The organism is Lentzea californiensis (assembly GCF_024648825.1).
Taxonomy (GTDB): Bacteria; Actinomycetota; Actinomycetes; order Mycobacteriales; family Pseudonocardiaceae; genus Lentzea; species Lentzea californiensis.
Genome location: NZ_JANBBE010000007.1, coordinates 107,538 through 131,277, shown reverse-complemented (window position 1 = coordinate 131,277; position 23,740 = coordinate 107,538). Strand labels below are relative to the sequence as shown.

General features: G+C 69.4%; 22 protein-coding genes and 1 pseudogene. 14 read left to right on the top strand and 9 right to left on the bottom strand.

Features of this window, described 5'->3' with window-relative positions:
- Nucleotides 1–46: 46 nt before the first annotated feature.
- Both LX88_RS25030 and LX88_RS25025 read right to left on the bottom strand, forming a co-directional pair.
- The gene (locus tag LX88_RS25030; protein ID WP_258950258.1) at nucleotides 47–901 is read right to left on the bottom strand and encodes a hypothetical protein; all 855 of its coding nucleotides are present in this window, start codon (nucleotides 899–901) and stop codon (nucleotides 47–49) included.
- 43 nt (nucleotides 902–944) lie between these two features.
- The gene (locus tag LX88_RS25025; protein ID WP_258950257.1) at nucleotides 945–1,826 is read right to left on the bottom strand and encodes an Rv0361 family membrane protein; all 882 of its coding nucleotides are present in this window, start codon (nucleotides 1,824–1,826) and stop codon (nucleotides 945–947) included.
- Between the two features lie 713 nt (nucleotides 1,827–2,539).
- Between LX88_RS25025 and arc the strand changes: the two genes are divergently transcribed.
- Nucleotides 2,540–4,339 carry a proteasome ATPase gene (arc, locus tag LX88_RS25020; RefSeq protein WP_258950256.1) on the top strand — a complete coding sequence of 600 codons (1,800 nt, stop codon included), beginning with the start codon at nucleotides 2,540–2,542 and terminating at the stop codon, nucleotides 4,337–4,339.
- Between the two features lie 340 nt (nucleotides 4,340–4,679).
- On the opposite strand, the gene LX88_RS25015 is transcribed toward arc, so the two are convergent.
- Together LX88_RS25015 and LX88_RS25010 are read right to left on the bottom strand one after the other, a co-directional pair.
- Complete coding sequence (locus LX88_RS25015) at nucleotides 4,680–5,309, bottom strand: response regulator (protein ID WP_258950255.1); 630 nt, start codon at nucleotides 5,307–5,309, stop codon at nucleotides 4,680–4,682.
- Nucleotides 5,306–6,373: a sensor histidine kinase gene (locus LX88_RS25010; RefSeq protein ID WP_258950254.1), complete on the bottom strand. Its 1,068-nt coding sequence runs from the start codon at nucleotides 6,371–6,373 to the stop codon at nucleotides 5,306–5,308. Before LX88_RS25010 ends, LX88_RS25015 begins: the two co-directional genes overlap by 4 nt.
- Nucleotides 6,374–6,484: 111 nt before the next feature.
- On the opposite strand from LX88_RS25010, the pseudogene LX88_RS25005 reads away from it, so the two are divergent.
- The 5 genes and pseudogenes from LX88_RS25005 to LX88_RS24985 form a co-directional block, all read left to right on the top strand.
- A pseudogene (locus LX88_RS25005) lies at nucleotides 6,485–7,126 on the top strand (ABC transporter ATP-binding protein); the annotation flags it as partial.
- 56 nt (nucleotides 7,127–7,182) lie between these two features.
- Nucleotides 7,183–7,938 (top strand): ABC transporter permease, encoded by a 756-nt coding sequence (locus LX88_RS25000; RefSeq protein WP_258950253.1) that lies wholly within the window; start codon nucleotides 7,183–7,185, stop codon nucleotides 7,936–7,938.
- Between the two features lie 96 nt (nucleotides 7,939–8,034).
- The gene (locus LX88_RS24995) at nucleotides 8,035–9,087 is read left to right on the top strand and encodes a glycoside hydrolase family 5 protein (protein WP_258950252.1); all 1,053 of its coding nucleotides are present in this window, start codon (nucleotides 8,035–8,037) and stop codon (nucleotides 9,085–9,087) included.
- Between the two features lie 73 nt (nucleotides 9,088–9,160).
- Nucleotides 9,161–10,039, top strand: a complete 879-nt coding sequence (locus tag LX88_RS24990; protein ID WP_258950251.1) for an aldo/keto reductase — start codon at nucleotides 9,161–9,163, stop codon at nucleotides 10,037–10,039.
- A gap of 13 nt (nucleotides 10,040–10,052) precedes the next feature.
- Complete coding sequence (locus LX88_RS24985; RefSeq protein WP_258950250.1) at nucleotides 10,053–10,388, top strand: antibiotic biosynthesis monooxygenase family protein; 336 nt, start codon at nucleotides 10,053–10,055, stop codon at nucleotides 10,386–10,388.
- On the opposite strand, the gene LX88_RS24980 is transcribed toward LX88_RS24985, so the two are convergent.
- Nucleotides 10,375–10,866, bottom strand: coding sequence for an NUDIX hydrolase (locus LX88_RS24980; protein WP_258950249.1), 492 nt, complete (start codon nucleotides 10,864–10,866; stop codon nucleotides 10,375–10,377). The two genes, LX88_RS24985 and LX88_RS24980, sit on opposite strands and share 14 nt — an antisense overlap.
- 107 nt (nucleotides 10,867–10,973) lie before the next feature.
- Here LX88_RS24980 and LX88_RS24975 point away from each other — a divergent pair, with 107 nt between their 5' ends.
- From LX88_RS24975 to prcA, 5 genes are all read left to right on the top strand, one after another.
- Entirely contained in the window at nucleotides 10,974–13,373 is a 2,400-nt protein-coding gene (locus tag LX88_RS24975; protein ID WP_258950248.1) for an FtsX-like permease family protein, read from the top strand.
- A 97-nt stretch (nucleotides 13,374–13,470) separates the two neighbouring features.
- Nucleotides 13,471–14,964: a depupylase/deamidase Dop gene (dop, locus tag LX88_RS24970; RefSeq protein WP_258950247.1), complete on the top strand. Its 1,494-nt coding sequence runs from the start codon at nucleotides 13,471–13,473 to the stop codon at nucleotides 14,962–14,964.
- A 79-nt stretch (nucleotides 14,965–15,043) separates the two neighbouring features.
- Complete coding sequence (locus LX88_RS24965) at nucleotides 15,044–15,238, top strand: ubiquitin-like protein Pup (RefSeq protein WP_030471529.1); 195 nt, start codon at nucleotides 15,044–15,046, stop codon at nucleotides 15,236–15,238.
- A 49-nt stretch (nucleotides 15,239–15,287) separates the two neighbouring features.
- Nucleotides 15,288–16,136: a proteasome subunit beta gene (prcB, locus tag LX88_RS24960; protein ID WP_258950246.1), complete on the top strand. Its 849-nt coding sequence runs from the start codon at nucleotides 15,288–15,290 to the stop codon at nucleotides 16,134–16,136.
- A gap of 34 nt (nucleotides 16,137–16,170) precedes the next feature.
- Nucleotides 16,171–16,941: a proteasome subunit alpha gene (gene prcA, locus LX88_RS24955; RefSeq protein ID WP_258950245.1), complete on the top strand. Its 771-nt coding sequence runs from the start codon at nucleotides 16,171–16,173 to the stop codon at nucleotides 16,939–16,941.
- A gap of 408 nt (nucleotides 16,942–17,349) precedes the next feature.
- Here the strand turns inward: prcA and LX88_RS24950 are convergent, their stop codons facing one another.
- Complete coding sequence (locus tag LX88_RS24950; RefSeq protein WP_258950244.1) at nucleotides 17,350–17,982, bottom strand: alpha/beta hydrolase; 633 nt, start codon at nucleotides 17,980–17,982, stop codon at nucleotides 17,350–17,352.
- 288 nt (nucleotides 17,983–18,270) lie between these two features.
- On the opposite strand from LX88_RS24950, the gene LX88_RS24945 reads away from it, so the two are divergent.
- Complete coding sequence (locus tag LX88_RS24945) at nucleotides 18,271–18,813, top strand: GNAT family N-acetyltransferase (RefSeq protein ID WP_258950243.1); 543 nt, start codon at nucleotides 18,271–18,273, stop codon at nucleotides 18,811–18,813.
- Here the strand turns inward: LX88_RS24945 and LX88_RS24940 are convergent.
- Nucleotides 18,803–19,411, bottom strand: coding sequence for a maleylpyruvate isomerase family mycothiol-dependent enzyme (locus LX88_RS24940; RefSeq protein WP_258950242.1), 609 nt, complete (start codon nucleotides 19,409–19,411; stop codon nucleotides 18,803–18,805). The two genes, LX88_RS24945 and LX88_RS24940, sit on opposite strands and share 11 nt — an antisense overlap.
- A gap of 78 nt (nucleotides 19,412–19,489) precedes the next feature.
- Here LX88_RS24940 and LX88_RS24935 point away from each other — a divergent pair, with 78 nt between their 5' ends.
- Together LX88_RS24935 and LX88_RS24930 are read left to right on the top strand one after the other, a co-directional pair.
- The gene (locus LX88_RS24935) at nucleotides 19,490–19,909 is read left to right on the top strand and encodes a MarR family winged helix-turn-helix transcriptional regulator (protein ID WP_258950241.1); all 420 of its coding nucleotides are present in this window, start codon (nucleotides 19,490–19,492) and stop codon (nucleotides 19,907–19,909) included.
- Nucleotides 19,910–19,914: 5 nt separating this feature from the next.
- The gene (locus tag LX88_RS24930) at nucleotides 19,915–20,742 is read left to right on the top strand and encodes a hypothetical protein (RefSeq protein ID WP_258950240.1); all 828 of its coding nucleotides are present in this window, start codon (nucleotides 19,915–19,917) and stop codon (nucleotides 20,740–20,742) included.
- On the opposite strand, the gene LX88_RS24925 is transcribed toward LX88_RS24930, so the two are convergent.
- Together LX88_RS24925 and glpK are read right to left on the bottom strand one after the other, a co-directional pair.
- Nucleotides 20,739–22,259, bottom strand: coding sequence for a glycerol-3-phosphate dehydrogenase/oxidase (locus LX88_RS24925; protein WP_258950239.1), 1,521 nt, complete (start codon nucleotides 22,257–22,259; stop codon nucleotides 20,739–20,741). The genes LX88_RS24930 and LX88_RS24925 overlap by 4 nt on opposite strands.
- A complete protein-coding gene (gene glpK, locus LX88_RS24920) occupies nucleotides 22,252–23,727 on the bottom strand; it encodes a glycerol kinase GlpK (protein WP_372511413.1) in 1,476 nt (491 codons plus the stop codon). The genes LX88_RS24925 and glpK overlap by 8 nt, the downstream gene beginning before the upstream one ends.
- Nucleotides 23,728–23,740 lie beyond the last annotated feature (13 nt).

Sequence of the window (23,740 nt, the reverse complement as noted above, 5' to 3'; positions counted from 1 at the left end):
CGAGGGCCCCGCACTCCACCGGAGTGCGGGGCCCTCGTGCGTCAGGTCAGTTGCCCTCGAGCTTGTCGATGCCGCAGACCTTCCAGTCGCCGCCCTCTTTGGACAGCTTGTAGATGATGGCGCCCGACTGGACCTTGCCCGGGTTGTTCGGGTCCTGGACCCCGGTGATGCTCTGCTTGAACGTGCCGGTGCTGCCCGACGTCTTGACCTCCGACACGGTGGCCTTGACGCTCGGGTTCGGCGCGGCGTTCTGGGGCTTGAGCTTGGGGAACTCCGCCGAGCACACGAGGTCCTTGACGTCGTCCGGGGTGCTGTTGCCCGCGTGGACGCCCTCGATGATCCTCTCGGTGAACTCGTTCGCGACCTTCTTGGCGTCACTGTCACCGCCGCTCGACGAGCTCTTCGACGACGGCGTGGCCGGCTTCGAGGAGGTGCCGCCCGTCGGGTCCGTGTTCGTGCCCGTCGCCGCGTTGTTGTCGCCGCCGCCCGAGTCGCCGGAGAGCAGGACCACGGCCGTGATGCCACCGCCGACGAGCACCAGCACGCCGACGACGACGCCGATGATCAGGCCGGTGTTGCTCTTCTTGGGCGGAGGGCCGCCGAACCCGCCCGGCTGGCCGAAGGGCTGCTGGCCGTACGGACCGGGCTGGCCCGGCTGCTGGCCGTACTGACCCTGCTGCGGCCCGTACTGGCCCTGCTGCTGGAAGCCACCGCTGGGCGGTCCCTGCTGGCCGAACGGGTCCTGCTGCGGCTGGCCGTACTGACCGGGCTGCTGCCCGTACCCGGGAGGCGGCTGCTGGCCGTACCCCGGCTGCTGCCCCGGCGGCGGCTGCTGGCCGTAGCCGGGCTGCTGCGGCGGCTGCTGGCCGTAGGGCCCCGGCTGCTGTGGCGGGTAAGTCATGGAGTTCCCCCGAAGTGGATGAAGCGGACCGACCGGCCGACGACTAGCGCGTCGTCGGGATCTTGATGTCCTTGGCCAGCGTGCAGACCTTCCAGTCGCCCGACTCCTTCTTGAACTTCAGCTCGGAGTCGATGGTCTGGGGCGTGCCGCCGTAGTCGCCGCTGATCGTGAGCTTGACGGTCGCCTCGTCACCGGAGACGGTCGCGCCCTTGTACGTCATCTTCGGCACCGGCAGCTTCTTGGCGTCCTCGGCCAGCTTCCGCTGCTCGGGGGTCAGCTTCTTCTCGAGCTCGGCCGCCTCGTCGAGCATGGCCTTGCAGGCCATCGACTTGGCCTTGCTCTCGTTCTTCGAGGTCACGACGGAGATGTACTCCTCGACGGCCTCCTTGACGTCGGCCTCGTCACCGCCGCCGCTGTTGTTGCCGTTGTTGCTCGAACCCGGTTCCGGCGACGAGCTGCTGGAGCTGTTGCCGGTGAGCATGACGGCCGCCGTGATGCCACCACCGAGGAGCACCAGCACACCGACGATGACGCCGACGACCAGGCCGGTGTTGCTCTTCTTGGGCGGGGGACCGCCGAACCCGCCGGGCTGGCCGTACGGCTGCTGACCATAGGGCTGCTGGCCGTAGGGCTGTTGCCCGTACGGACCGGGCTGGCCCGGCTGCTGGCCGTACTGGCCCTGCTGCTGGAAGCCACCGCTGGGCGGTCCCTGCTGGCCGAACGGGTCCTGCTGCGGCTGGCCGTACTGACCGGGCTGCTGCCCGTACCCGGGAGGCGGCTGCTGGCCGTATCCGGGCTGCGGCTGGCCGTGACCCGGCTGGGGCTGCTGGCCCTGACCCGGCTGCTGCGGCGGCTGCTGCCCGTACGGCCCACCGGGCTGCGGCTGCTGCCCGTAGGGACCGGGCTGCTGCGGCGGGTAGGTCATCGAAACTCCCCCGATGGGATGAGGTGATCTTTCTCTGGACATTGTGGTGCTTCGCCGTGCGACCCGCGGGCGAATGGCGTCTATCGACACCCGTGAGTGGTCATGCACACGCCCCGAAGTCGCGATCTGGTCGCGCGAAGGTCGTGTCTGATAACGATTGTGGCAACTCCACCGGGAATCGAGTGCGATGCACTGCGCTGTCGGGGTGGTGCGCCGGACGCGTCGGCGGAACCACCCGGTTGGCGGCACGCCGGCCGGTCGCACCGGAGCCCCGCTCCAGCGGGTCCTCCGACCGACACGAACGAGGTGGGTAGCGGTGCGTGACCACCGAACGGCTCAACCGCTGGTCCACCTGGTGGGACGACGGCGGATCGCCGCCTGTCGCCGGGCTGTGAGCTGTACCAGGTGTGTCCGTGGTCGCCCGAGGGGGGTCGCGGACCGTAGGGACCGGGCTGCCGCCCTGGTGCTCCCATGACCCTCTCCTCGGACTTCTCGCAGGTCGTCTGGCGTGTCGAGACACGAAACGCCGGTCGTGGTTTCTGGGACGCACCGTAGCGGTTGGGCGGTCGAACCGGACACCGAGATGGACCAGTTGACCTCTGTTGGAGGCCTCACCGTTGCACCACACGAGCGAAGATGATGTTGTGAGTACCCCATTTTGTCGGTGATCGCCGGTACCGTAATCGGTACGAACACGGGAGGAGGGTGCCGACATGCAGCACGGTCATCCCGGCAGCCAACCCGATGAGGGTGGCGAGCTGAACCAAGGCAACATTTCTGCTGAGCTGACTGCGCAGATCAGGTTCCTCGAGGACGAGATCGCGTCGTTGCGTCGCAAGCTGACCGAGTCCCCGCGGCACACGCGGTTGCTCGAGCAGCGCTTGGCTGAGGCGACAGAGCGCGTCAGCCAGCTGACCGAGCGAAACACGAAGCTCATAGACACCCTCCGCGAAGCACGAAGCCAGCTGCTCGCGCTGCGTGAGGAAGTCGACCGGCTGGCGCAACCGCCCAGCGGGTACGGCGTCTTCATGGCACGTTTCGACGACGGGACCGTGGACGTCTTCACGTCCGGCCGCAGGATGCGCGTAGCCGTGTCCCCCGCGGTCGAGCCGGAGAAGATCGCCTACGGCCAGTCCGTGCGCCTCAACGAGGCGCTGACGGTCGTCGAGGCCGGCGGGTTCGAGCGTTCCGGCGAGGTCTGCTCTCTGCGGGAGGTGCTGACCGACGACGACGGTCTGGACACCATTTCTCGCGCGCTGGTCGTCGGCCACGCGGACGAGGAGAGGGTGGTCTGGCTCGCCCAGCCGCTGCTCGACTCGCCGCTGAAGCCCGGCGACTCGCTGCTGGTCGACTCGAAGGCGGGTTTCGCCTACGAACGGGTCCCCAAGGCCGAGGTCGAGGACCTCGTGCTCGAGGAGGTCCCGGACATCGACTACAGCGACATCGGTGGCCTCTCCAGGCAGATCGAGCAGATCCGCGACGCCGTGGAGCTGCCGTTCCTGCACGCCGACCTGTTCCGCGAGTACGAGCTGCGCCCGCCCAAGGGCGTTCTGCTCTACGGCCCTCCCGGCTGCGGCAAGACGCTCATCGCGAAGGCGGTGGCGAACTCCCTGGCCAAGAAGGTGCGGGAGCTCCGCGGCGAGACCGACAAGCAGGCCAAGTCCTACTTCCTCAACATCAAGGGCCCCGAGCTCCTCAACAAGTTCGTCGGTGAGACCGAGCGGCACATCCGCCTGATCTTCCAGCGGGCTCGTGAGAAGGCGTCCGACGGCACCCCCGTGATCGTGTTCTTCGACGAGATGGACTCGATCTTCCGCACCCGTGGTTCGGGCGTGTCGTCCGACGTCGAGACGACGATCGTGCCCCAGCTCCTCGCCGAGATCGACGGCGTCGAGGGCCTGGAGAACGTCATCGTCATCGGCGCCTCCAACCGTGAAGACATGATCGACCCGGCGATCCTCCGCCCCGGCCGACTCGACGTGAAGATCAAGATCGAGCGACCGGACGCCGAGGGCGCGAAGGACATCTTCAACAAGTACCTGACGCCCAACCTCCCGCTGCACGCCGACGACCTCGCCGAGTTCGGCGGGGACCCGAAGGCCTGCATCGAGGGCATGGTGCAGCACACCGTGGAGCGCATGTACGAGGAGTCCGAGGACAACCGGTTCCTGGAGGTCACCTACGCCAACGGTGACAAGGAGGTCCTGTACTTCCGGGACTTCAACTCCGGTGCCATGATCCAGAACATCGTCGACAGGGCGAAGAAGGCGGCGATCAAGTCGCTGCTGGACACCAAGCAGCCCGGGCTCTCCGTCCGGCACCTGCAGGCCGCCATCCTCGACGAGTTCGCCGAGAACGAGGACCTGCCGAACACGACGAACCCGGACGACTGGGCTCGCATCTCGGGCAAGAAGGGCGAGCGGATCGTCTACATCCGCACGCTCGTCACCGGGAAGAACCAGGACGCCGGCCGCGCGATCGACACGGCCACGAACACCGGCACGTACCTGTAGTACCGCTTCACCGAACCGCCCCGGTCGCTGCACACGGCCGGGGCGGTTTCGCGTTGCGCGGGTCCTCGGCCCGGCGGAAGTGGGGAAGTCCTCCTCCGCCGGTGGTCACCTGCCTGGACTTCTCCGCCGGTCGAGTCCACGCGCGTCCTCTCGGACGACGGCTGCGAGCGGCCACCCGGACACCGGCTCATCACCCCGCAGAGGCTGCGGGACAGCGTCTTGGAGGTGGGCGTTACCACCGGCGAGCTCGTCATCCGCACGGTTCACGGCGACGTCTCTTCCTCTGCGGGGTTCCAGAGAAGATCACGTCCGTGCGGATCAGGGCCTACGACGCGGTGATCTAACGCGCCAGACCGGACTCGTAGGCCGCGATCACGAGCTGGGCGCGGTCGCGGGCGTGCAGCTTCGCCAGCAGGTTCCCGACGTGCGTCTTCACGGTGCCGGTGCTGACGTGCAGCTCGGCCATGATCTCCGCGTTGGACCGCCCGCGGGCGATCAGCCGCAGCACCTCCTTCTCCCGCTCGGTCAGGCGCTCCAGCCCGCGCACCGCGGGTGCGGCGGGGTGCCGGACGAACTCCGAGATGAGCCGGCGCGTGACCGTCGGCGAGAGCAGCGACTCGCCGGACGCCACCACGCGGATCGCGGCCAGCAGCTCGGCGGGGGGCGTGTCCTTGAGCAGGAAGCCCGAGGCGCCGGCCCGCAGCGCGCCGAAGACGTACTCGTCGAGGTCGAACGTCGTCAGCACCAGCACGCGCGGCCCGTCGAGCAGCCGGGTGGCCTCGATGCCGTCCATCTCGGGCATGCGGATGTCCATCAGCACGACGTCCGGCTCCAGTTCGGACGCCAATGCGACGGCTTCGGCGCCGGTGCCGGCCTCGGCCACGACGGTGAGGTCCGGTTCGTGGTCGACCAGCATCCGGAAGCTGGCGCGCAGCAACGCCTGGTCGTCGGCTATCAGCACGCGGATCATCGCTGCGGCAGTTCCGCGACGACCCGGAAACCGCCCTCGGAACCGGGGCCCGCGCTGAACGTGCCGCCGTAGACGGCCACGCGTTCGCGCATGCCGATCAGTCCGTGCCCCACTCCGAGCTCCTTCACCCCAGGCCCGTCGTCCGCCACCTCGACGCGGACGGCTTCCGGGGTCACGTCTACCAGGACCGTGCACGACGCGGGCGCCGCGTGCTTCACGACGTTCGTCAGCGCCTCCTGCACGATCCGGTACGCCGAGAGCCCGATGCCTTCCGGCACAGCGGTGTCGCCGCGCACGTCCAGCGTGACGCGCACCCCCGCGAGTGACGCGCGGTCGGCGAGGCCGGCGAGCCCGCCGAGGCCGGGGGAGGGCGCCAGGTCGGCGTCGGAGCGCAGCACGCCCAGCAGTCCGCGCATCTCGGTCAGCGCCGCCCTGCTCGTCTCCGAGATCACCCGCAACGCCTCGTACGCGTGCTCGGGTGACCGAACGTGTGCGGCGTTCGCGGCCTGCACGGTGATCAGGGAGAGGTTGTGCGCCACCACGTCGTGCAGCTCGCGGGCGATGCGCATGCGTTCGTCGGAGAGGGCCTGTTCGGCCTGTTGCGCGGTTTCCCGTGCGAAGTACGACCGCCGCATCCGGGTCGTGTAGCCGATGACCCAGACGGCGGTCGTCGCCGCGAGGACGACCAGCACGTTCTCCGGTTCACCGCCGGAGACGCCGGAGATGGCGACCACGACGCCCGCGAGTCCGGCGAGCGACCAGGTCCGGGAACGTTCGACGGCCACCGTGTAAAGCGCGAAGCACACGGCTCCGACCGGAGCACCGAGCGCCTCTGTCGGCAGCACCTGACCGACCACCACCGCCGCCGTGGCGGCCGTGGTGACCACCAGCGCGGTCACGGGCCAGATCCGGCGGACCGCGACGGGCAGCGCGACGAGGAGGGTGCCGGGGACGACGAGCCACCACGGCTTGTCCTGGTGCTCCACCATCGCGTAGCCCACGAGAACGCCGATCACCAGCGCCGCGGTCACGTCGACCAGGTAGAGGTGCAGTCTTGCGATCACGACGACGACGGTAACGAGCGTGCGTCCGAATCGCCTCGGACCACGGTCCGATTCCCGTGATCGGAGCACGGGCCGATCCCTTCCCGCGGGATTCGGCCGACTCTCTTCCGCATGATCGAGGTGCGGAACCTGACGAAGAGATACGGGGACACGACAGCGGTCCAGGACCTGTCGTTCACCGTCCACCCCGGACTGGTGACGGGCTTCCTCGGCCCGAACGGCGCCGGCAAGTCCACGGCCATGCGGATGATCCTCGGCCTGGACCGGCCCACGGGTGGTGAGGCCCTGATCGCCGGCCGGCGCTACCAGGACCTGGACCGGCCGTTGCGGCACGTCGGCGCGTTGCTCGACCCCGCCGCCGTGCACCACGGCCGCAAGGCGCTCGACCACCTGCGCTGGCTCGCCGCGAGCAACGGCATCGGCGAGAAGCGCGCGGTCGAGCTGCTGGAGCAGGTCGGTCTGGGAGGCCTGCGGCACAAGCGGATCAGGGCGTTGTCGCTCGGCATGAAGCAACGGCTGGGCGTCGCGGCGGCACTGCTCGGCGACCCCGCGGTGCTGATGTTCGACGAGCCGGTGAACGGGCTCGACCCCGAGGGGGTGCGGTGGATCCGCGACCTGATGCGCGGGCTCGCGAAGGAGGGCCGCACGGTCTTCGTCTCCAGTCACCTGATGAGCGAGATGGCGCTGACCGCGGACCACGTCGTGATCGTCGCAAGAGGACAGCTGGTCAAGGAGACGCCAATGGAGGCGTTGACCCGCAACGGTTCGCTGGAGGACGCATACCTCGAACTCACCTCCGGGAGGGGACTGTGAAGAACGCGCTCGCCGCGGAGTGGCTGAAGCTCCGGACCGTCCGCGCGTCGTACGGACTGGTGGGCACCGTCGGCCTGATGGTGCTCGCGGGCGCGCTGCTGTCGTGGCTGATCGTCCAGGACTACGACACGTCCCCGGCCGCCGAGCAGGCGCGGTTCGCGTCCGCCGACAACAGCGTGGTGATCACGCCGGTCGTCCAGTTCCTCATCGCCGCGCTCGGCGCCCTGGTCGCCACCTCCGACCCGAGGCTGACCGCGCTGACCGCGGTGCCGGACCGCAAGCGCCTGCTGGCCGCCAAGACCGTCCTCGTGGCCGCCGCGTCCGTGGTGATCGGTGTCGTCACGCTCGCCCTCAGCGTGGGCGGCAGCCGGCTGATCATGGGGGACCGGCCGCCGCCGATCGCGCCCTGGGACGGCCTGGGCGACGTGCTGCCGTGGACCGGTGCCGCCGTGCTGTCGATCCTGGTGACGGGTCTGGCCGGCCTCGGGATCGGTCTCGCGGTGCGGTCGACGGCCGTCACGATCGTCGTGGTGGGCGTGCTGCTGTGGGGTCTGCCCGCGATCACGCCGATGTTGCCGGAGCCCTGGAACGTGGACGCGTCCGCGGTGATGGTGCCGTACCTGGTGTGGGAGGTCGCGGGCGTCGTCGAAGACCCACCGCTGGGCCCGATGGCCGCCGTCGCAGTTTTGGCACTTTACGTACTGGTGACTCTGGGTACCGGAACAGTGACTCTTCTGCGACGAGACGCTTGACGCGCTCCAGGGGCGGCCCTATGGTCGTCTGTACCTTTAACGGTAAGGAAACTTACCTAACTAATCCGCCGCCAGCAGTCCGAGAGGAGACGCTGTATGTCTTGGCAGAAGTCTGTGGTGGCGCTCGCCGCGGCAGTTGTGCTCCCGCTGACCGGTGTGATGACGGGCAGTTCCGTCGCCGCTCCCGAGGGCGACTTCGCCGCTGCCGCGCTGCCGCCGGGTTCGCCCGCGGCGGTCAACGGTCAGCTGAAGGTCTGCGGCGTCAAGCTGTGCAACAAGAACGGCAAGCAGATCCAGTTGCGCGGCATGAGCACGCACGGCATCCAGTGGTACTCCCAGTGCGTGAAGACCGCGTCCCTGGACGCGCTCTCCAACGACTGGAAGGCGGACGTCCTCCGCATCTCGATGTACATCCAGGAGGGTGGCTACGAGAGCAACCCCCGCAAGTTCACCGACATGGTGCACGGATACATCGAGGAGGCCACGAAGCGCGGCCTGTACGCGCTCGTCGACTGGCACCAGCTCTCGCCGGGCGACCCGAACCACAACACCGCGCGCGCCAAGACCTTCTTCAAGGAGATCGCGCAGCGGCACAAGGACAAGACGAACATCATCTACGACATCGCCAACGAACCGAACGGCGTGACGTGGTCGCGGGTCAAGACCTACGCGGAGGCCGTCATCCCGACGATCCGCGCGGAGGACCCGGACAGCCTCGTGCTCGTCGGCACGCACGGCTGGTCGACGTTCGGCCTGTCCGACGGCAGGAACATCAACGAGGTCAGCCAGAACAAGGTCAACGCCTCGAACCTGATGTACACGTTCCACTTCTACGCGAAGGACCACCGCGACTCGTACCTCAACGCGTTGCGCACGGTCTCGAGCCAGGTGCCGGTCTTCGTCACCGAGTTCGGTTCGCAGGAGGCCTCCGGTGACGGTCCCAACGACTTCACCATGGCGAACAAGTTCATCTCGTTCATGAAGGAGGCGAAGATCTCCTGGACGAACTGGAACTTCTCCGACGACCACCGCACGGGTGCGGTGTTCAAGAGCGGCACGTGCTCCGGGAACAGCTTTTCCGGTGAGGGTCCTCTGAAGGACGCCGGCAAGTGGGTGCGCAACCACATCCGCACGGCCGACGACTTCTGATCTGCCTGATCGACCGGCCCCGGCGGGTCACGTGAGCGGCGGTCCTCCGGGGCCGCCGTTTACCGTTGTCCGCATGGCTCAACTCGCACTCGGTCTCGCCTCGCTCGGTCGTCCCGCCTACATCAACCTCGGGCGTGAGGGCGCGCTCCCCGCCGTGCGCGATGTCGAGTCCATGCGGGCGCAGTGCCATCGCGTCCTCGACGCGGCCTACGAGCTGGGCGTCCGCTGGGTCGACGCGGCCCGTTCGTACGGGCTGTCGGAGGACTTCCTGTCGTCGTGGCTGCCCGGACACGACGACGTGACGGTCTCCAGCAAGTGGGGCTACGCCTACACCGCGGACTGGCGGCCGGACGCCGAGGTGCACGAGGTCAAGGAGCACTCGCTCGCGCGGTTCAGCCGGCAATGGCAGGAGACTTCGGCTCTGCTGCCACGGGTCTCGCTCTACCAGGTGCACTCGCTGACGGCCGACAGCCCGCTGTTCGCCGACCGCGCGCTGCAGGAGGCGATGGCCGGGATCGGTGTGCCGCTGGGCTTCTCGACATCGGGGCCGCGGCAGGCCGACACGATCCGCAAAGCACTGGAGCTCGGCATCTTCGGATCGGTCCAGTCCACCTGGAACCTGCTGGAGACCTCGGCGGGGGAGGCCCTGCGGGAGGCGCACGACGCCGGGCTGCGGGTGATCGTCAAGGAGGGCGTGGCCAACGGACGGCTCGTCGTGGAACCTCCGCAAGCGGTTGCGGCACAGGCGAAGGCGCTGGGCGTCGGGCCGGACGCGGTCGCACTGGCGGCGATCGTGCGGCAGCCGTGGGCGGACGTCGTGCTGTCCGGCGCGGCGAGCCCGGAGCAGCTGCGGTCCAATGTGGATGCTTTGCGCGTCCACGCAGACCTTCCCGATCTGGCCGAACCCGCCGGGCAGTACTGGAAAATCCGTTCCGGGCTCACCTGGAACTAGTTACGGTGACGCCGTGAGCGATGCGCCCTTCGAGGCCTACGAACCCCCGTACTACGCGGTTGTCTTCACCACCGTCCGGACCGACGACCAGAGCGGCTACCGCGAGACCAACGCGCGCATGGAGGAACTGGTGCGGGGCGTCCCCGGATACCTGGGGATGGACCACGCCCAGAACCCAGGCGGGCTCGGCATCACCGTCGCGTACTTCCGCGACGAGGACGCTCTCACGCGGTGGCGGACCGACCTCGAGCACCGGGCGGCGCAGAAGCGCGGCCGGGACAGCTGGTACGAGAGCTACACGCTGCACGTGGCGAAGGTGGAGCGCAGCCACACGTTCAAGCGCCCCTAGACAGCCACTCCCGGCCGATCGCGCGGCCGTCCGGCACGAGCGGCCAGCCGGGGTCCTCGATCTTGCCGCGCAGTTCGGCCACGTCCATCCACCCGCCCCACGCGACCTCCTCGGGCTGGTGGGTGAACGGGCCGTCGCTGCGCGTCTCGTAGACCCACGCGTGGTAGCGCGTCAGCTCGTCGACGTAGGTGGTGCGGAAGAGCGGGGTCAGCGGCGTCTCGACGCCGAGCTCCTCGCGCAGCTCGCGGACCGCCGCCTCGTCCGGGGTCTCGCCCGCGTCGATCACGCCGCCCGCCGAGAAGTCGTACAGGCCGGGGAAGATGTCCTTGGTGTCCGTGCGGCGGTGCACGTAGACCTGTTCGCCGTCGCCGGAGAACACCACGGTCAGGACGCAGCCGTGCCAGAGGTTCTCCGCGCGCATCCGCTCGCGGGTCACCTCGCCGATCACGTTCGCGGCCTCGTCGTAGAGGTTGATCATCCCCGTGTCCTCCTGTGGTCGTACGCGAGCCTGCTACCCCAGTCCGACGCCCGCTGATCGCCTTCCTTCCTACCTTCGTGGACGTCAGACGTCACCGAGGAGGATTCGTGTCCACTTCCCTGCGGCTCGGCGTCGCCGAGTTCCGCGCCCGGCCGGGCCGCGCGCTGCTGCCCGGCGTCGCGCTCGTCGTCGGCGTGGCCTGCCTGCTGGCCGCCCTGGTGCTGAGCGACGCGCTCACCCGATCGGTCGACGAGGGCGCGCCCCTCACACCGTCGTCGGTGAGCCACGTGGTGGACACCGAACCCGCCGAGTACGGCACCACGGAGGCGAACCGGCCGAAGCTGGACGACGCCGTGCTGGCCAAGCTCTCCGCCGTCGGCAGGGCGGTGCCGGTGCAGGTGGCGCAGGCCGACCTGCTCGACGCGAACGGCCGTGCGGGACAGCACCGGGCCGAGGTGCACGTCCAGCAGCCCGACCTGGTGCGCTGGCCGCTGGCCGAGGGCAAGGCCCCGGCGGCGAACGGCGAGGTCGCCGTCGACAAGATCACCGCCTACGAGCGCGGCCTGAAGCCCGGCGACAGGATCGAACTCGCCGCCGCGGACGGCAAACCGGTCGAGGTGACCGTCAGCGGGATCATGAAGAAGGGCGGCATGGACGCGCGCCCGGTCCTGGTCGCCGGTCCGGACCTGGCACGCGCTCTCGACCCGGCGCCGTTCACCAAGGAGATCTGGGTGCTCGGCGGTGGCCGGGACGCCGTCAAGGCCGCGGCGGGTGCCTCGTACGTCGTGAGGACCCCGTCGCCGGACGCCGACAGCATCGGCAACGACCTGACGTTCATCCTGCTGCCGTTCAGCGTGCTCGCACTGGCCACCGCGGTCTTCGTCGCGGCGGCCACGTTCCGCGCGGTCTACGCGCAACGGCAACGGCAGACGGCGCTGCTGCGGTGCATCGGTGCCCAGCGCGGTCCGTTGGTGCGCAGGAGCCTGTTCGAGGCGTTCGTGACGGGTGCGGTGGCCGGCGTCGGCGGTGCGTTGCTCGGCGGGCCGATGGCGTGGCTGCTCGCCAGGACGTTCGACGCCACCGGCATCTCGGTGCTGTTCGGCGCGGTGGAGCTGAGTCCCGAGCTGCTGCCGTCGCTCGGCTACGTCGTCCTCGGAGTCGTCGTGGCCGCTCTGCTGAGCGTGATGGCGGCCGTTCGTCCCGCGATCAACGCCGCTCGTGTGTCGCCGTTGGCCGCACTGCGTGACGCGGACAGCGAGGTGCCGACTCGCTCCGTTCGCCGCCTTCGGCTCGTGTTCGGTGTTCTGTTCACCGGTGGTGCCGCGCTGCTCGCGATGCTGGCCATCGCAGCCAAGGGCACGGTCGCGGCTCCTCTCTCCGTGACGTTCTCCGCGATCGCCGCGGTGACCGGGCTGTTCTGGATCCTCGGCCCCGTCACGGTGCCGTTCATCGCGCGGCTGTTCGGCAAGATCGGTGGTACAGGTTGGACACAGTGGAAGCTCGCCGGCGCCGAGGTGCGCCGGATGCCGCAGCGGTCCGCGTCCGTCGCGCTGCCGCTGCTGCTGGCCAGCTCGATGGTGACGTTCTTCCTGGTCCTGCTGGGTGGCGCGCAGGAGATGACGTACCAGTACGCCAACGAGGAACGCCCGGACGCGACCGTGGTGGACGCGGGCGAGCGGCCGTTGCCGGCGATCCCCGCGCAGCCGGACGTGGCCGCGAGCGTCGTGCTGCACAAGACCTCGGACAGCGCCGCGAGCGTCGACCCCGAGGAGTTCAGGGCCTGGCTCAAGGCGCAGAACGTGTCCGGTGCCGAGCAACTCGTCGCAGGGACCGCGATCGTGCCGCCGCACTGGGAGGGCAGGCCGTTCGTCGAGGCCGACGGCACGCAGTACAAGGTCGTGGGCACGGTTCCCGGCAGCATCACCGGCTACCTGCCGATCATCGCCGGCCCCACCTCAGGGCCCGCGGAGAAGGTGCTCGTCGCGTTGAAGCCCGGCGCCGACCCGGCGCAGTTCCGGGCGGGACTGCAGGCCGCTCTGCCGAACAACCCGACCGTGATCGTGCAGACCGACGCGGACGAGCGCGCCGAGGCGGACCGGTACATGCACCTGGGCACCGTGCTGATGATGGTCCTGCTCGGACTGTCCGTGGCGGTCGCCGTGACCGGCATCGGCACCGCGCTGACCATCTCCGTGCAGGAACGCCGCAAGGAGCTCGCGCTAAGGCGCGCCTTGGGCGTCACTAGGGGCGGACTGCAGGGCGGAGTCATCGCTGAAGCGATCATGCTGGCCCTGGTCGGCGTGATCGGGGGCGGCGTCCTCGGGTTCGTCTACGCGGAAATCGCGATCCTCTCGACCGGCATCGAGATGTCGCTGCCCGGCCTGCAGGTCGTGTTGCCGCTGGTCATCGGCGCGATGGCGGTCGTGGTGCTCGCGGTGCTGGCGGCGTTCGGGCCCTCCCGCGGCGCGTCGCGGATCCGTCCGGCCGCTGGACTCGCCTCCGGCTGAACCCCCGGATCGGGCATCCGGGTGAATAGGGTGGGGGGAGCTTCAACGCGAGGCTCCCCACACGCTTGTGCCGGGGTCAGGTCATAAGGTGTTGCGCATGCGGCGGATCATGGGAACCGAGGTCGAGTACGGCATCTCAGTGCCGGGTGACGCGACCGCGAACCCGGTGCTCACTTCGACACAGGTGGTGCTCGCGTACGCGGCGGCGGCGGACATACCGCGCGCCAGGCGGGCGCGCTGGGACTACGAGGTGGAGTCCCCGTTGCGCGACGCGCGCGGGTTCGACCTGGGATCGCCCGGCGGGCATCCCGCCGACTCCGACGTCGAGGACCTGGGCGCGGCGAACGTCATCCTCACCAACGGCGCGCGGCTCTACGTAGACCACGCGCACCCCGAGTACTCGGCGCCTGAGGTCACCAACGCGCGTGACGCGGTGATCTGGGACAAGGCGGGGGAACGGATCATGGAGGAGGCGGCGATCAAGGCCGCGTCCGTGCCCGGCCAGCCCCGCCTGCAGCTGTACAAGAACAACGTCGACGGCAAGGGCGCGTCGTACGGCACGCACGAGAACTACCTGATGCAGCGCTCGACGCCGTTCACGGCCGTCATCGCGGGCCTCACGCCGTTCTTCGCGTCGCGCCAGGTCATCACGGGTTCCGGCCGCGTGGGCGTCGGGCAGTCCGGCGAGGAGCCCGGCTTCCAGCTCTCGCAGCGCTCCGACTACATCGAGGTCGAGGTCGGCCTGGAGACGACGCTCAAGCGCGGCATCATCAACACCCGCGACGAGCCGCACGCGGACGCGGACAAGTACCGCCGCCTGCACGTCATCATCGGCGACGCGAACCTGGCCGAGTACTCCACGTTCCTCAAGGTCGGCACCGCGTCCCTGGTGCTCGACATGATCGAGGCCGGGCAGCGGTTCGACGACCTGCGCATGGTCGACCCGGTGCGCGCGGTGCACCAGATCAGCCACGACCCGACCTTGAAGACCAAGGTCGAGATGACCGGCGGGCGCAAGTTCACCGGCCTCGACGTGCAGTTCGCCTACCACGAGCGGGCGCTGGCGTTCGTCGAGAAGGAAGGCGTCGGCGACCGGGAGGTCCTGCGGATCTGGGGCGAGGTGCTCGACGCGCTGGCCCGCGACCCGGCGGAGTGCGCCGACCGGCTCGACTGGGTCGCGAAGCTCCGGCTGCTCGAGGGCTACCGGCAGCGCGACGGCCTGGAGTGGGGCGCGGCCCGGCTCAACCTGGTCGACCTGCAGTACTCCGACGTCCGCCTCGACAAGGGCCTCTACAACCGCCTGGTCGCGCGCGGCTCGATGAAGCGGCTCGTGAGCGAGGAAGAGGTCCGCGCGGCCATCACCTCGCCGCCCGAGGACACGCGTGCGTACTTCCGCGGCCGGTGCCTGGAGCGCTACCCGACCTCGGTCGCGGCCGCGTCGTGGGACTCGGTGATCTTTGACCTCGGTCGAGAATCCCTCGTGCGAATTCCGACGCTGGAACCGCTCCGCGGGACGAAAGCGCACGTCGGAGCCCTTCTGGAGGCCTCCGACACCGCCGAGCAGCTGGTGGACGCGCTCACTCGCGGGTGATCGTCTACCCGAGTGGCTCAGGGTTTTTGTCGGTGCCGCTGGGTAGTGTTCTTGTCAGGCGAGTCAGTGGGAGGCCGAGATGTCCCAGGAACAGAAGCAGCGCCAGGGTGGTGGCGACGGCGACGACGGCGCGGATGACGCCGCCGGCGCAGGTCAGGAACGCCGCGAGAAGCTCGGCGAGGACGTGGACGCGATCCTCGACGAGATCGACGACGTGCTCGAGGAGAACGCGGAGGACTTCGTCCGCGCTTACGTGCAAAAGGGTGGTCAGTAGGCCTTCGGGGGCCTGTTGACCAACTCGGGGACGGGAGAACAACCAACACATGGACAACAGCTCGACCGGGCGTTACCCGGCCGCGGCGCTGCCCTCGGCGTACCTCACGCCGGGCTCGTCGTCGTTCACGGACTTCCTGCGGGCACAGGCACCCGACATGCTGCCTAGTGGCCGGAAGCTCCCGGAGGGGACCGTCCAGGCCCCGCACGGGACGACGATCGTCGCGGCCACCTACAAGGGTGGTGTCGTGATCGCCGGCGACAGGCGCGCGACCATGGGCAACGTGATCGCCCAGCGCGACATGAAGAAGGTCTTCGTGACCGACGACCACTCGGCCGTCGGCATCGCGGGCACGGCCGGCATCGCGATCGAGATCGTGCGCCTGTACACGGTGGAGCTGCGCCACTACGAGAAGATCGAGGGCGTGCCGCTGTCGCTGGACGGCAAGGCGAACCGCCTCTCGGCGATGATCAGGGGCAACCTCGACGCGGCCATGGCCGGCCTCGCCGTGGTGCCCCTCTTCGCCGGGTACGACACCTCGGCCACCGACTCGGACCGCGCCGGCCGCATCGTGTCCTACGACGTCACCGGCGGCCGTTACGAGGAGTCGCAGGGCTACCAGGCCGTCGGCTCGGGCTCGCTGTTCGCGAAGTCGGCGCTCAAGAAGCTCTACGACCCGGACGCGGACGTCGAAGCCGCGATCCGTTCCGTCGTCGAAGCCCTCTACGACGCGGCGGACGACGACTCGGCGACGGGCGGCCCGGACCCGGTCCGCCGCCTCTACCCGATCGTGGTCACCATCAACGGCGCCGACGGTGCCGTCGAGGTGCCGGAACCCCAGGTCGCCACGATCGCCGACGCGGTCGTCGAAGGCCGCCGGTCCCGCCCCGCAGGCTGAGTCCCCCACAGGTTCGACGTCAGGAGCACCACCCATGACGATGCCGCTGTACGCATCGGCGGAGCAGGTGATGCGCGACCGCTCGGAGTACGCCCGCAAGGGCATCGCCAGGGGTCGCAGCGTCATCGTGCTCAAGTACGCCGACGGCATTCTCTTCGTCGCGGAGAACCCCTCCAGCACGCTGCACAAGGTCTCGGAGATCTACGACCGCATCGGCTTCGCCGCGGTGGGCCGCTACAGCGAGTTCGAGAACCTCCGCCAGGCCGGGATCCGGTTCGCCGACGTCCGCGGCTACCAGAACGACCCGCGCGACGTGACCTCCCGTTCGCTGGCGAACGTCTACGCCACGACCCTGGGCACGTACTTCACCGAGCAGATCAAGCCCTTCGAGGTGGAGATCGCCGTGGCCGAGGTGGGGGACTCCTCTGCTTCCGACACGTTGTACCGGCTGACGTACGACGGGTCCATCGTGGACGAACCCCAGTACATCGTGATGGGCGGCGCCGTCGACGCCCCCAACACGGCGTTGAAGGAAGCCTTCGCCGACGGGTTGTCGTTGGCTGAGGCCGTTTCTGTCGCGGTCAAGGCTTTGTCGGCTGGGTCGCCTTCTACCGGGAACGGGGCTGCCGAGTTGCTTCCGGCTGCCAAGCTGGAGATCGCGGTGTTGGAGCGGGCTCGGCCTCGGCGGGCTTTTCGGCGGATTGCCGGGGCTGCTTTGGATGCGCTTTTGCCTGCTCCTGTGAAGGACGGCAAGAGTGTTGAGGATGTTGAGCTGCCTTCGGATCCTGAGGGTGAGTCCAAGTAGGTTTGTGCGATTGGCCCCTGGCTTTTGCTGGGGGCCTTTCGCGTTTCCGCGACCTTGTGGGTGGGTCACCTTGCGGGCGGCGGGCTTGCGGTTGCGTGCGTTTTCCTGGGGCTCTGCCCCGGACCCGGCAATCTGATCAGGGGGTCCGCGCCACGGGTGGGTTGATGGCACGCCTGTTGCGTTGGGCGGCTGCCTGTTGCTTAGAGGGTTGCGGTGGCGGTGGGGTCCCATCACGAGCCGAGCCACGAGCGGGCCACACCTGAGGGGTGAGGTCAAGTCGACGAAGAGCGTGTCGGCTTGACCTCACCCCTCAGGTGCAGCAAGAGCTGTGGCGCGACTCGTGATGGGACCCCACCGCCCTTGCCTTGCGGTAAGGACAGCTCGCCTTCGGCTTCGCGGGTGAGTTGGCTACCTCGCGTAGTTCGCCAGTAGGTTCGCCAGCTCGTTCGGTTTGCTCAGTGAGGCGCAGTGGCCTGCGGCCAGTTCCACCGGCTCTACGCCCAGGCGGTCGGCTACCACTTTGCGCATGAAGTCCGGGGTGAAGAACCGGTCTTCTGTGCACAGGATGAAGTGCGTTGGTAGGTCTGGCATCTTGTCCAGCGGCCACGGCTTGGCCATCGAGTTCTCGGACATGCCGCGTTCTCGTTTTTGCGCTTCCGCTGTCAGGTCTGGCGGGACGTCGTGGAAGAACTTGTCGTCCAGGCCCGAGTCGGTGTAGCCGGTGTTCTCCCACCAGTCGCCTGGGGTTTCGCCTGGGGCGGGGAGCATTGCCGTTACGTAGACCAGGGCTTTGGCGTTGATGGCGGCTGCGGCGATCGGGGCCACGAAGCCGCCGAAGGAGTGGCCTACCACCACTACGTCCTCTGTGGACGGTAGGGCGTCTGTCAGCGTTTGTGCCCAGTCTGTGAGGTCTTTTGCCTCGTCTTCGATGGGGAGGTCTGGGGCGACGACTGTGTGGCCCTTGGCCTGCAAGGCTTCTGCTACCAGGTGCCACGACCAGCCTACGTCGCCCCCTCCGTGCGCTATGGCGAAGGTGGTCATGGGGGGAGCCTAGGCGCGGCGCTCGGCTGGTAGGCGGGAACTGGTGAAGAGGCTGCGTCCAGAGGCCGCCTGGTTCGGCAACGTCGACGCCCGGCGTTGTGTCCCTGGCAATTGGTGACGCGGAAACAAGCGTGCGAGCGGTCCTCGCATCAGGGAGCCTGGGTCGTGCCGGGGATGTCCGGCGGGCAGTGGACTGGGGGGCGAGTGGTGGACGCCGCACGGGGGCGACCAGGGGAAGTGCGCTTGCTGGGATCATCGGGCAGGTCCAGGGGCACGCCGGGACCGCCGGTGGAAATCAGGGACTACGAGCCGGACGACGAGGCGTCCTGGCTGAGGTGCCGGGTGCTCGGATTCCTCGCGACGAACTACTTCGACGACGTCTGGCAGGCCAAGCGCCGCACGGACCTGGAACTCGTCGCGCTCGACGGTGCCGAGGTGGCCGGAATCCTGGACGTGTCGGTGCCCGGCGCGGAGGCCACGATCGGCACGGTGGTGGTGCATCCCGATCGCCAGGGCGAGGGGATCGCGACGGCGCTGCTCGCCGAGGCGGTGCGGCGGCTGGAGCGGTTCGGGGCGCGGACGCTCGACGCCTGGACTCGTGAGGACGGGCCCGCGCTGAACTGGTTCGAGCGCAACGGTTTCACGGAGTCGGAGAGTTGCCTGCACGTGCACGCGTCCGCCGACGAGCTCGGCACGGTGCTCACCGCTAAGCACGGGCTGGTACCGGTCGGGGCGTTCCTGCACGCCCGGATCGAGCGGGAAGCCGAGATGCGCGAACGGTTCGAGCGCGTTCACGTGTGCCGCAGGATGGTGCGCGAACTCAGACCGTGATGCCGGTCAGCCTTGGGATCGTCGCGGTGCGCCCGGCGAGCAGCATCACGAGCGCCTCGATCGGGCCGCTGATCTCGGCTCCCTCGCCGACGGCCCAGTCGGTGTCGGTGGCGACTAGCCGGTGCCCGGCCAGCTTGCGGCGCGCGTGGAACGGGAACCCGATCCGCCACAGGTCGTCCGCCGCGACCACGGCGGCGTCGAGGGGCATGTGGCGCTCCACGCCGAGCGGCAGCGCGATGTCCTGGGTGTGGACCATGGTGTCCATCAGCGCGTTCTTGAGCGACTGGCCCGGCGCGAGACGGTGGAGCCCGACGGCGCCGCGCAGTTCCGCGACGAGTTCGGCGGCCGGTCTGCGTGCCTCCTCGCGCGCGGTCTGGTCGACCATGCGGTTGAAGCTGCCGCGAGCCCGGACGAACGCCTTGAACGCCGTGCCGGCGCTGACCCGGTGTGCGAGCGACAGGTGGGCGGCGACCTCGCGCACCGTCCAGCCCTCGCAGAGCGACGGGTAGGTCCACTCGACGTCGGTGAGCCCGGCGAGCAGGTCCGCGGTCGCCGCGCGTTCGGAGTCGATCGTCTGCCAGATCTTCGTCTCGTCCATCGCCCTCTCCTCTTGATTTAGTTCGATAGGCTGACTACTTTAATCAGAGCATCTGACTAAAACAAGAGGAGCCAACGGGTGAACATCGGGCTGCTGCTCTTCATCCCGAGCCGCGAGGTGGAGAACCGGATCCTGGCCGCGGTCGTCGCGGCGGGGTTCGAGGTCACGCAGGCGCAGGCGCGGGTGCTGATGCGCGTCGGCCGGGACGGGACGCGGCTGACCGAGCTCGCCGAGGCCGCCCAGGTGACCAAGCAGACCGCCGGGTTCCTGGTGGACCAGCTCGAGAAGGTCGGCTACGTCGAACGCGTGCCCGACCCCACCGACGGCCGGGCACGGTTGGTGCGCGTGACCGACAGGGCGAAGGAGGCCGTTCCCGTCGCGAACGCGGAGATGGCCAGGATCGAGGCGGAATGGGAACAGCACATCGGCAAGCGCCGCATGGGTCAGCTGCGCGAGGCGCTCGAGATGCTCGGCGAGATCACCGATCCGTACCGCTGACCCGCGTGGTGCCGGTGCCGTTCGACCCGGTCGCGCTGACGACGGCCGCGGTCTACCGGGTGGTGTCGGCGGGGGAGCCGGCGTTCGTGAAGGTCCTGCGGCGGCCGCACGTCCCGGACGAGTTCAAGGACGTGGTGGGCGATCTTCCGTGGCGCGACGAGGTGGAGTTCCTGCAGTCGGACTTCGTGCTGCCACCGGGGATGCGCCGGCCGCGCGTGCTGCGGGTGGACGACTTCGGCGACCGGATCGCGTTGTGGCTGGAGGACGTGCGCTGCGCGGACGTGGAGTGGGACCTGCCCCGCTTCCGGCGGGCCGCGCTGGGGCTCGGCCGCTGGGCGGGGCGCAGGTTCGGTGGCGCGCCGGGCAGGGCGTTGCGGGTGCTGTACGAGGGAAGGCTCGTGCGGGACGCGTTCCTGCGGCCGCACTGCTCGGCCCTCGCGGAACGGATGCCGGGGCTCCTGGCACGGCTCGAAGCGCTGCCCCAGGCGAACGGGCACAACGACGCGTGCCCGCAGAACCTGCTGGTACCGCTCGACGACCCGGAGTCGTTCGTGGTGATCGACGTGACCTGGCAGTGCCCGAACCCGGTCGGTGCGGACCTCGGTCAGCTGCTCGTGGGGCTCGCCCAGGCCGGACGGATGGCCGTCGCGGACCTGCCGCCCGTGCGTGAGGCGATCATCGACGCCTACCTCGACGGGCTCCGGCTCGAACATCGCGCTGTGTCACGGGAAGAGGTCGTGCTCGGCTGCGACGGGACGCTGGCGCTGCGCAGCGCGTTCCACTCGGCACCCGAACTGGCCGACTACCTCGTGGAACGCGCCATGGTTCTCTAGGAGGCGAGCAGCTCCGACACCCGCGAACGCACCTCGGGGGAGTCGAGTCCGCGCACCATCACGGTGGTGCGGCGGCGCAGCACGTCGTCCACTTCGGACGCCCACTCGGTGCGGCGGGCGTGCTCGACCTGGGCCCAGATGTCCGGGCCGTCCGGGTGGACGCGCTCCAGCAGCGCCGGGTTCTCCAGACCGAGGGCGACGACCTCGTGCGACGTCGTGCCGTAGTGCGTGGCGAGGTGGCGGACCACGTCGTCGGGCAGCGCGGCGAAAGCGTGGCCCAGCACGGAACCCACGGTGTCGGGCTGCGCCGAGCCGGGAAGCGCGACGCCGTCCAAAGGCCCGTCGAAGGTGCGGCCGAGCTCGGCGTTCACGCGTGCCAGGACGGTGCCGCCGATCTTGCGGAACGTCGTCCACTTGCCGCCGGCCACGCTGATCATGCCGCCGGAGCCCGCGGTGATCACCGTCTCGCGCTTGGCGTGCGAGGTGTCGCCGGGGCCGCCGGGCAGGACCCGCAGGCCGGCGAACGTGTACGCGATCCGCGAACGGTCCAGACCGGACACCGCGACGCCCGCCTCGCTCAGGATCTGGTCGATGTCGGCGTCGGTGCACGCGACGGCGGCCGGGTCGCCCTCGTAGGCCTCGTCGGTGGTGCCGAGCAGGAGGTGGCCCTCCCACGGGATCGCGAACGACACGCGCACGTCGTCGACGGGGATCGTCAGCGCGGCCTTCCACTCCGAGGTCTGCTTCAGCACCAGGTGCGAGCCCTTGGACAGGCGGATCGACGGGTCGGCGGCCGGGTCCTCCATGCGCCGCAGCACGTCGAGCCACGGGCCGGTCGCGTTCACGACGACCTTCGCGTCCACGCCGAACTCGCCGAGCGAGTCGCGCAGGTCGACACCGGTGACCTTCGATCCGGTCTTGCGCAGGCCCACGACCGAGATGTGGTTGAGCAGCACGGCGCCGGCCTCGGCGGCGGCGCGGGCGGCGGTGATCGCCACGCGGCTGTCGTTCATCTGGTGGTCGTAGTACATCGCGGCACCGCGCAGACCGTCGGCGCGCAGGTCAGGCACCCACTCCACAGCCCTGCGCGCCGACAGCACCTTCCCCATGCCGTCGCCGAAACCCGACAGCGCGGAGTACAACGTGACGCCCGCACCCAGCACGAACCGGCTGTGCGGGCCGCCCTTGTAGACGGGGACGAGGAACGGCAGCGGGCGCACCAGGTGCGGGGCCAGGTGGTCGCCCAGCGCGCGGCGTTCCTTGTGGTTCTCGTGCACCATCGGCACCGCCGACGGGCCCATCGCGAGGTAGCGCAGGCCGCCGTGCACGAGCTTGGACGACGCGGACGACGTGGCGCCCGCGAAGTCGCCGCCCTCGACCAGCGCGACCCGCAGTCCTGAACGGGCCGCGGCCCACGTGGTCGCGATGCCCAGGATGCCGCCGCCGATCACGACGACGTCGAACTTGCCGTGCTGCAGCTCTTCACGAGCCCTGTCGCGCTGAGAAAGGTCAGTCATCGTCCTCGTCCATCCACCCGACGGTCCGCTCGACCGCCTTCTTCCACTTCCGGTAGCCGCGAGCCCGCGCCGCCGGTTCCATCGACGGCTCCCACTCAGCCGCCTTGTGCCAGTTGGCTTTCAGTTCTTCGGTGCCGCTCCAGTAGCCCACCGCGAGACCGGCCGCGTACGCCGCGCCCAGGCACGTCGTCTCGGCCACGATCGGGCGCACCACCGGCACGTCCAGCACGTCCGACAGGAACTGCATGAGCAGGTTGTTCGCCGTCATGCCGCCGTCGACGCGCAACGTCGTGAGGTCCACACCGGAGTCGGCGTTCATCGCGTCCACGACCTCGCGGGTCTGCCACGCCGATGCCTCCAGCACGGCCCGTGCGAGGTGCCCGCGCGAGATGTAGCCCGTCAGGCCGGCGATCACGCCACGCGCGTCGCTGCGCCAGTGCGGCGCGAAGAGGCCGGAGAACGCGGGCACGAAGTACGCGCCGCCGTTGTCGTCCACCGTGCGCGCGAGAGTCTCGATCTCGGCCGCCGACGAGATCAGCCCGATCTTGTCGCGGAACCACTGCACGAGCGCGCCCGTCACCGCGACGGCGCCTTCCAGCGCGTACGCCGCCGGCTCGTCGCCGATCTTGTACCCGACGGTGGTCAGCAGGCCGTTCTGCGAGTGCACCGGCTGGTCACCGGTGTTGATCAGCAGGAACGCGCCGGTGCCGTAGGTGCACTTGCCCTCACCGGGCTCGAAGCAGGTCTGGCCGAACAGCGCGGCCTGCTGGTCGCCGAGCGCCGACGCGACGGGCACGCCCTCGTAGGTGCCGTAGACCTCGGAGGAGGAACGGATCTCGGGGAGCATCTCGTGCGGGACGTCCATCGCGTCCACCAGCTCCTGGTCCCAGTCGAGGGTCTCCAGGTTCATCAGCATGGTGCGCGAGGCGTTCGTGACGTCGGTGACGTGGCGGCCGGTCAGGTTCCAGATCAGCCAGGTGTCCATGGTGCCGAACAGGACCTCGCCGCGTTCGGCCCGTGCGCGCAGGCCTTCGACGTTGTCGAGCAGCCACCGCAGTTTCGGACCGGAGAAGTAGGTCGCCAGGGGCAGGCCGGAGCGCTCGCGGAACCTGTCCTGGTCGCCGAGCTGCCTGATCAACGCGTCCGTGCGCGTGTCCTGCCAGACGATCGCGTTGTGCACGGGCTCGCCGGTCGCCTTGTCCCACACGACCGTGGTCTCGCGCTGGTTCGTGATGCCGAACGCGGCGATGTCGCCCAGCGAGAGAGACGCGTGAGAGAGGGCGTCGCGCACGACGGCCTGCACGTTCGTCCAGATCTCGGACGCGTCGTGCTCCACCCAGCCCGGCTTCGGGAAGATCTGGCGGTGCTCGCGCTGAGCGACCGACACGATCCCGCCGGCCTGGTCGAACACGATGCACCGGGACGAAGTCGTGCCCTGGTCTATCGCCGCGATGTAAGCCACGTGCACTCCCTTGTGCGAA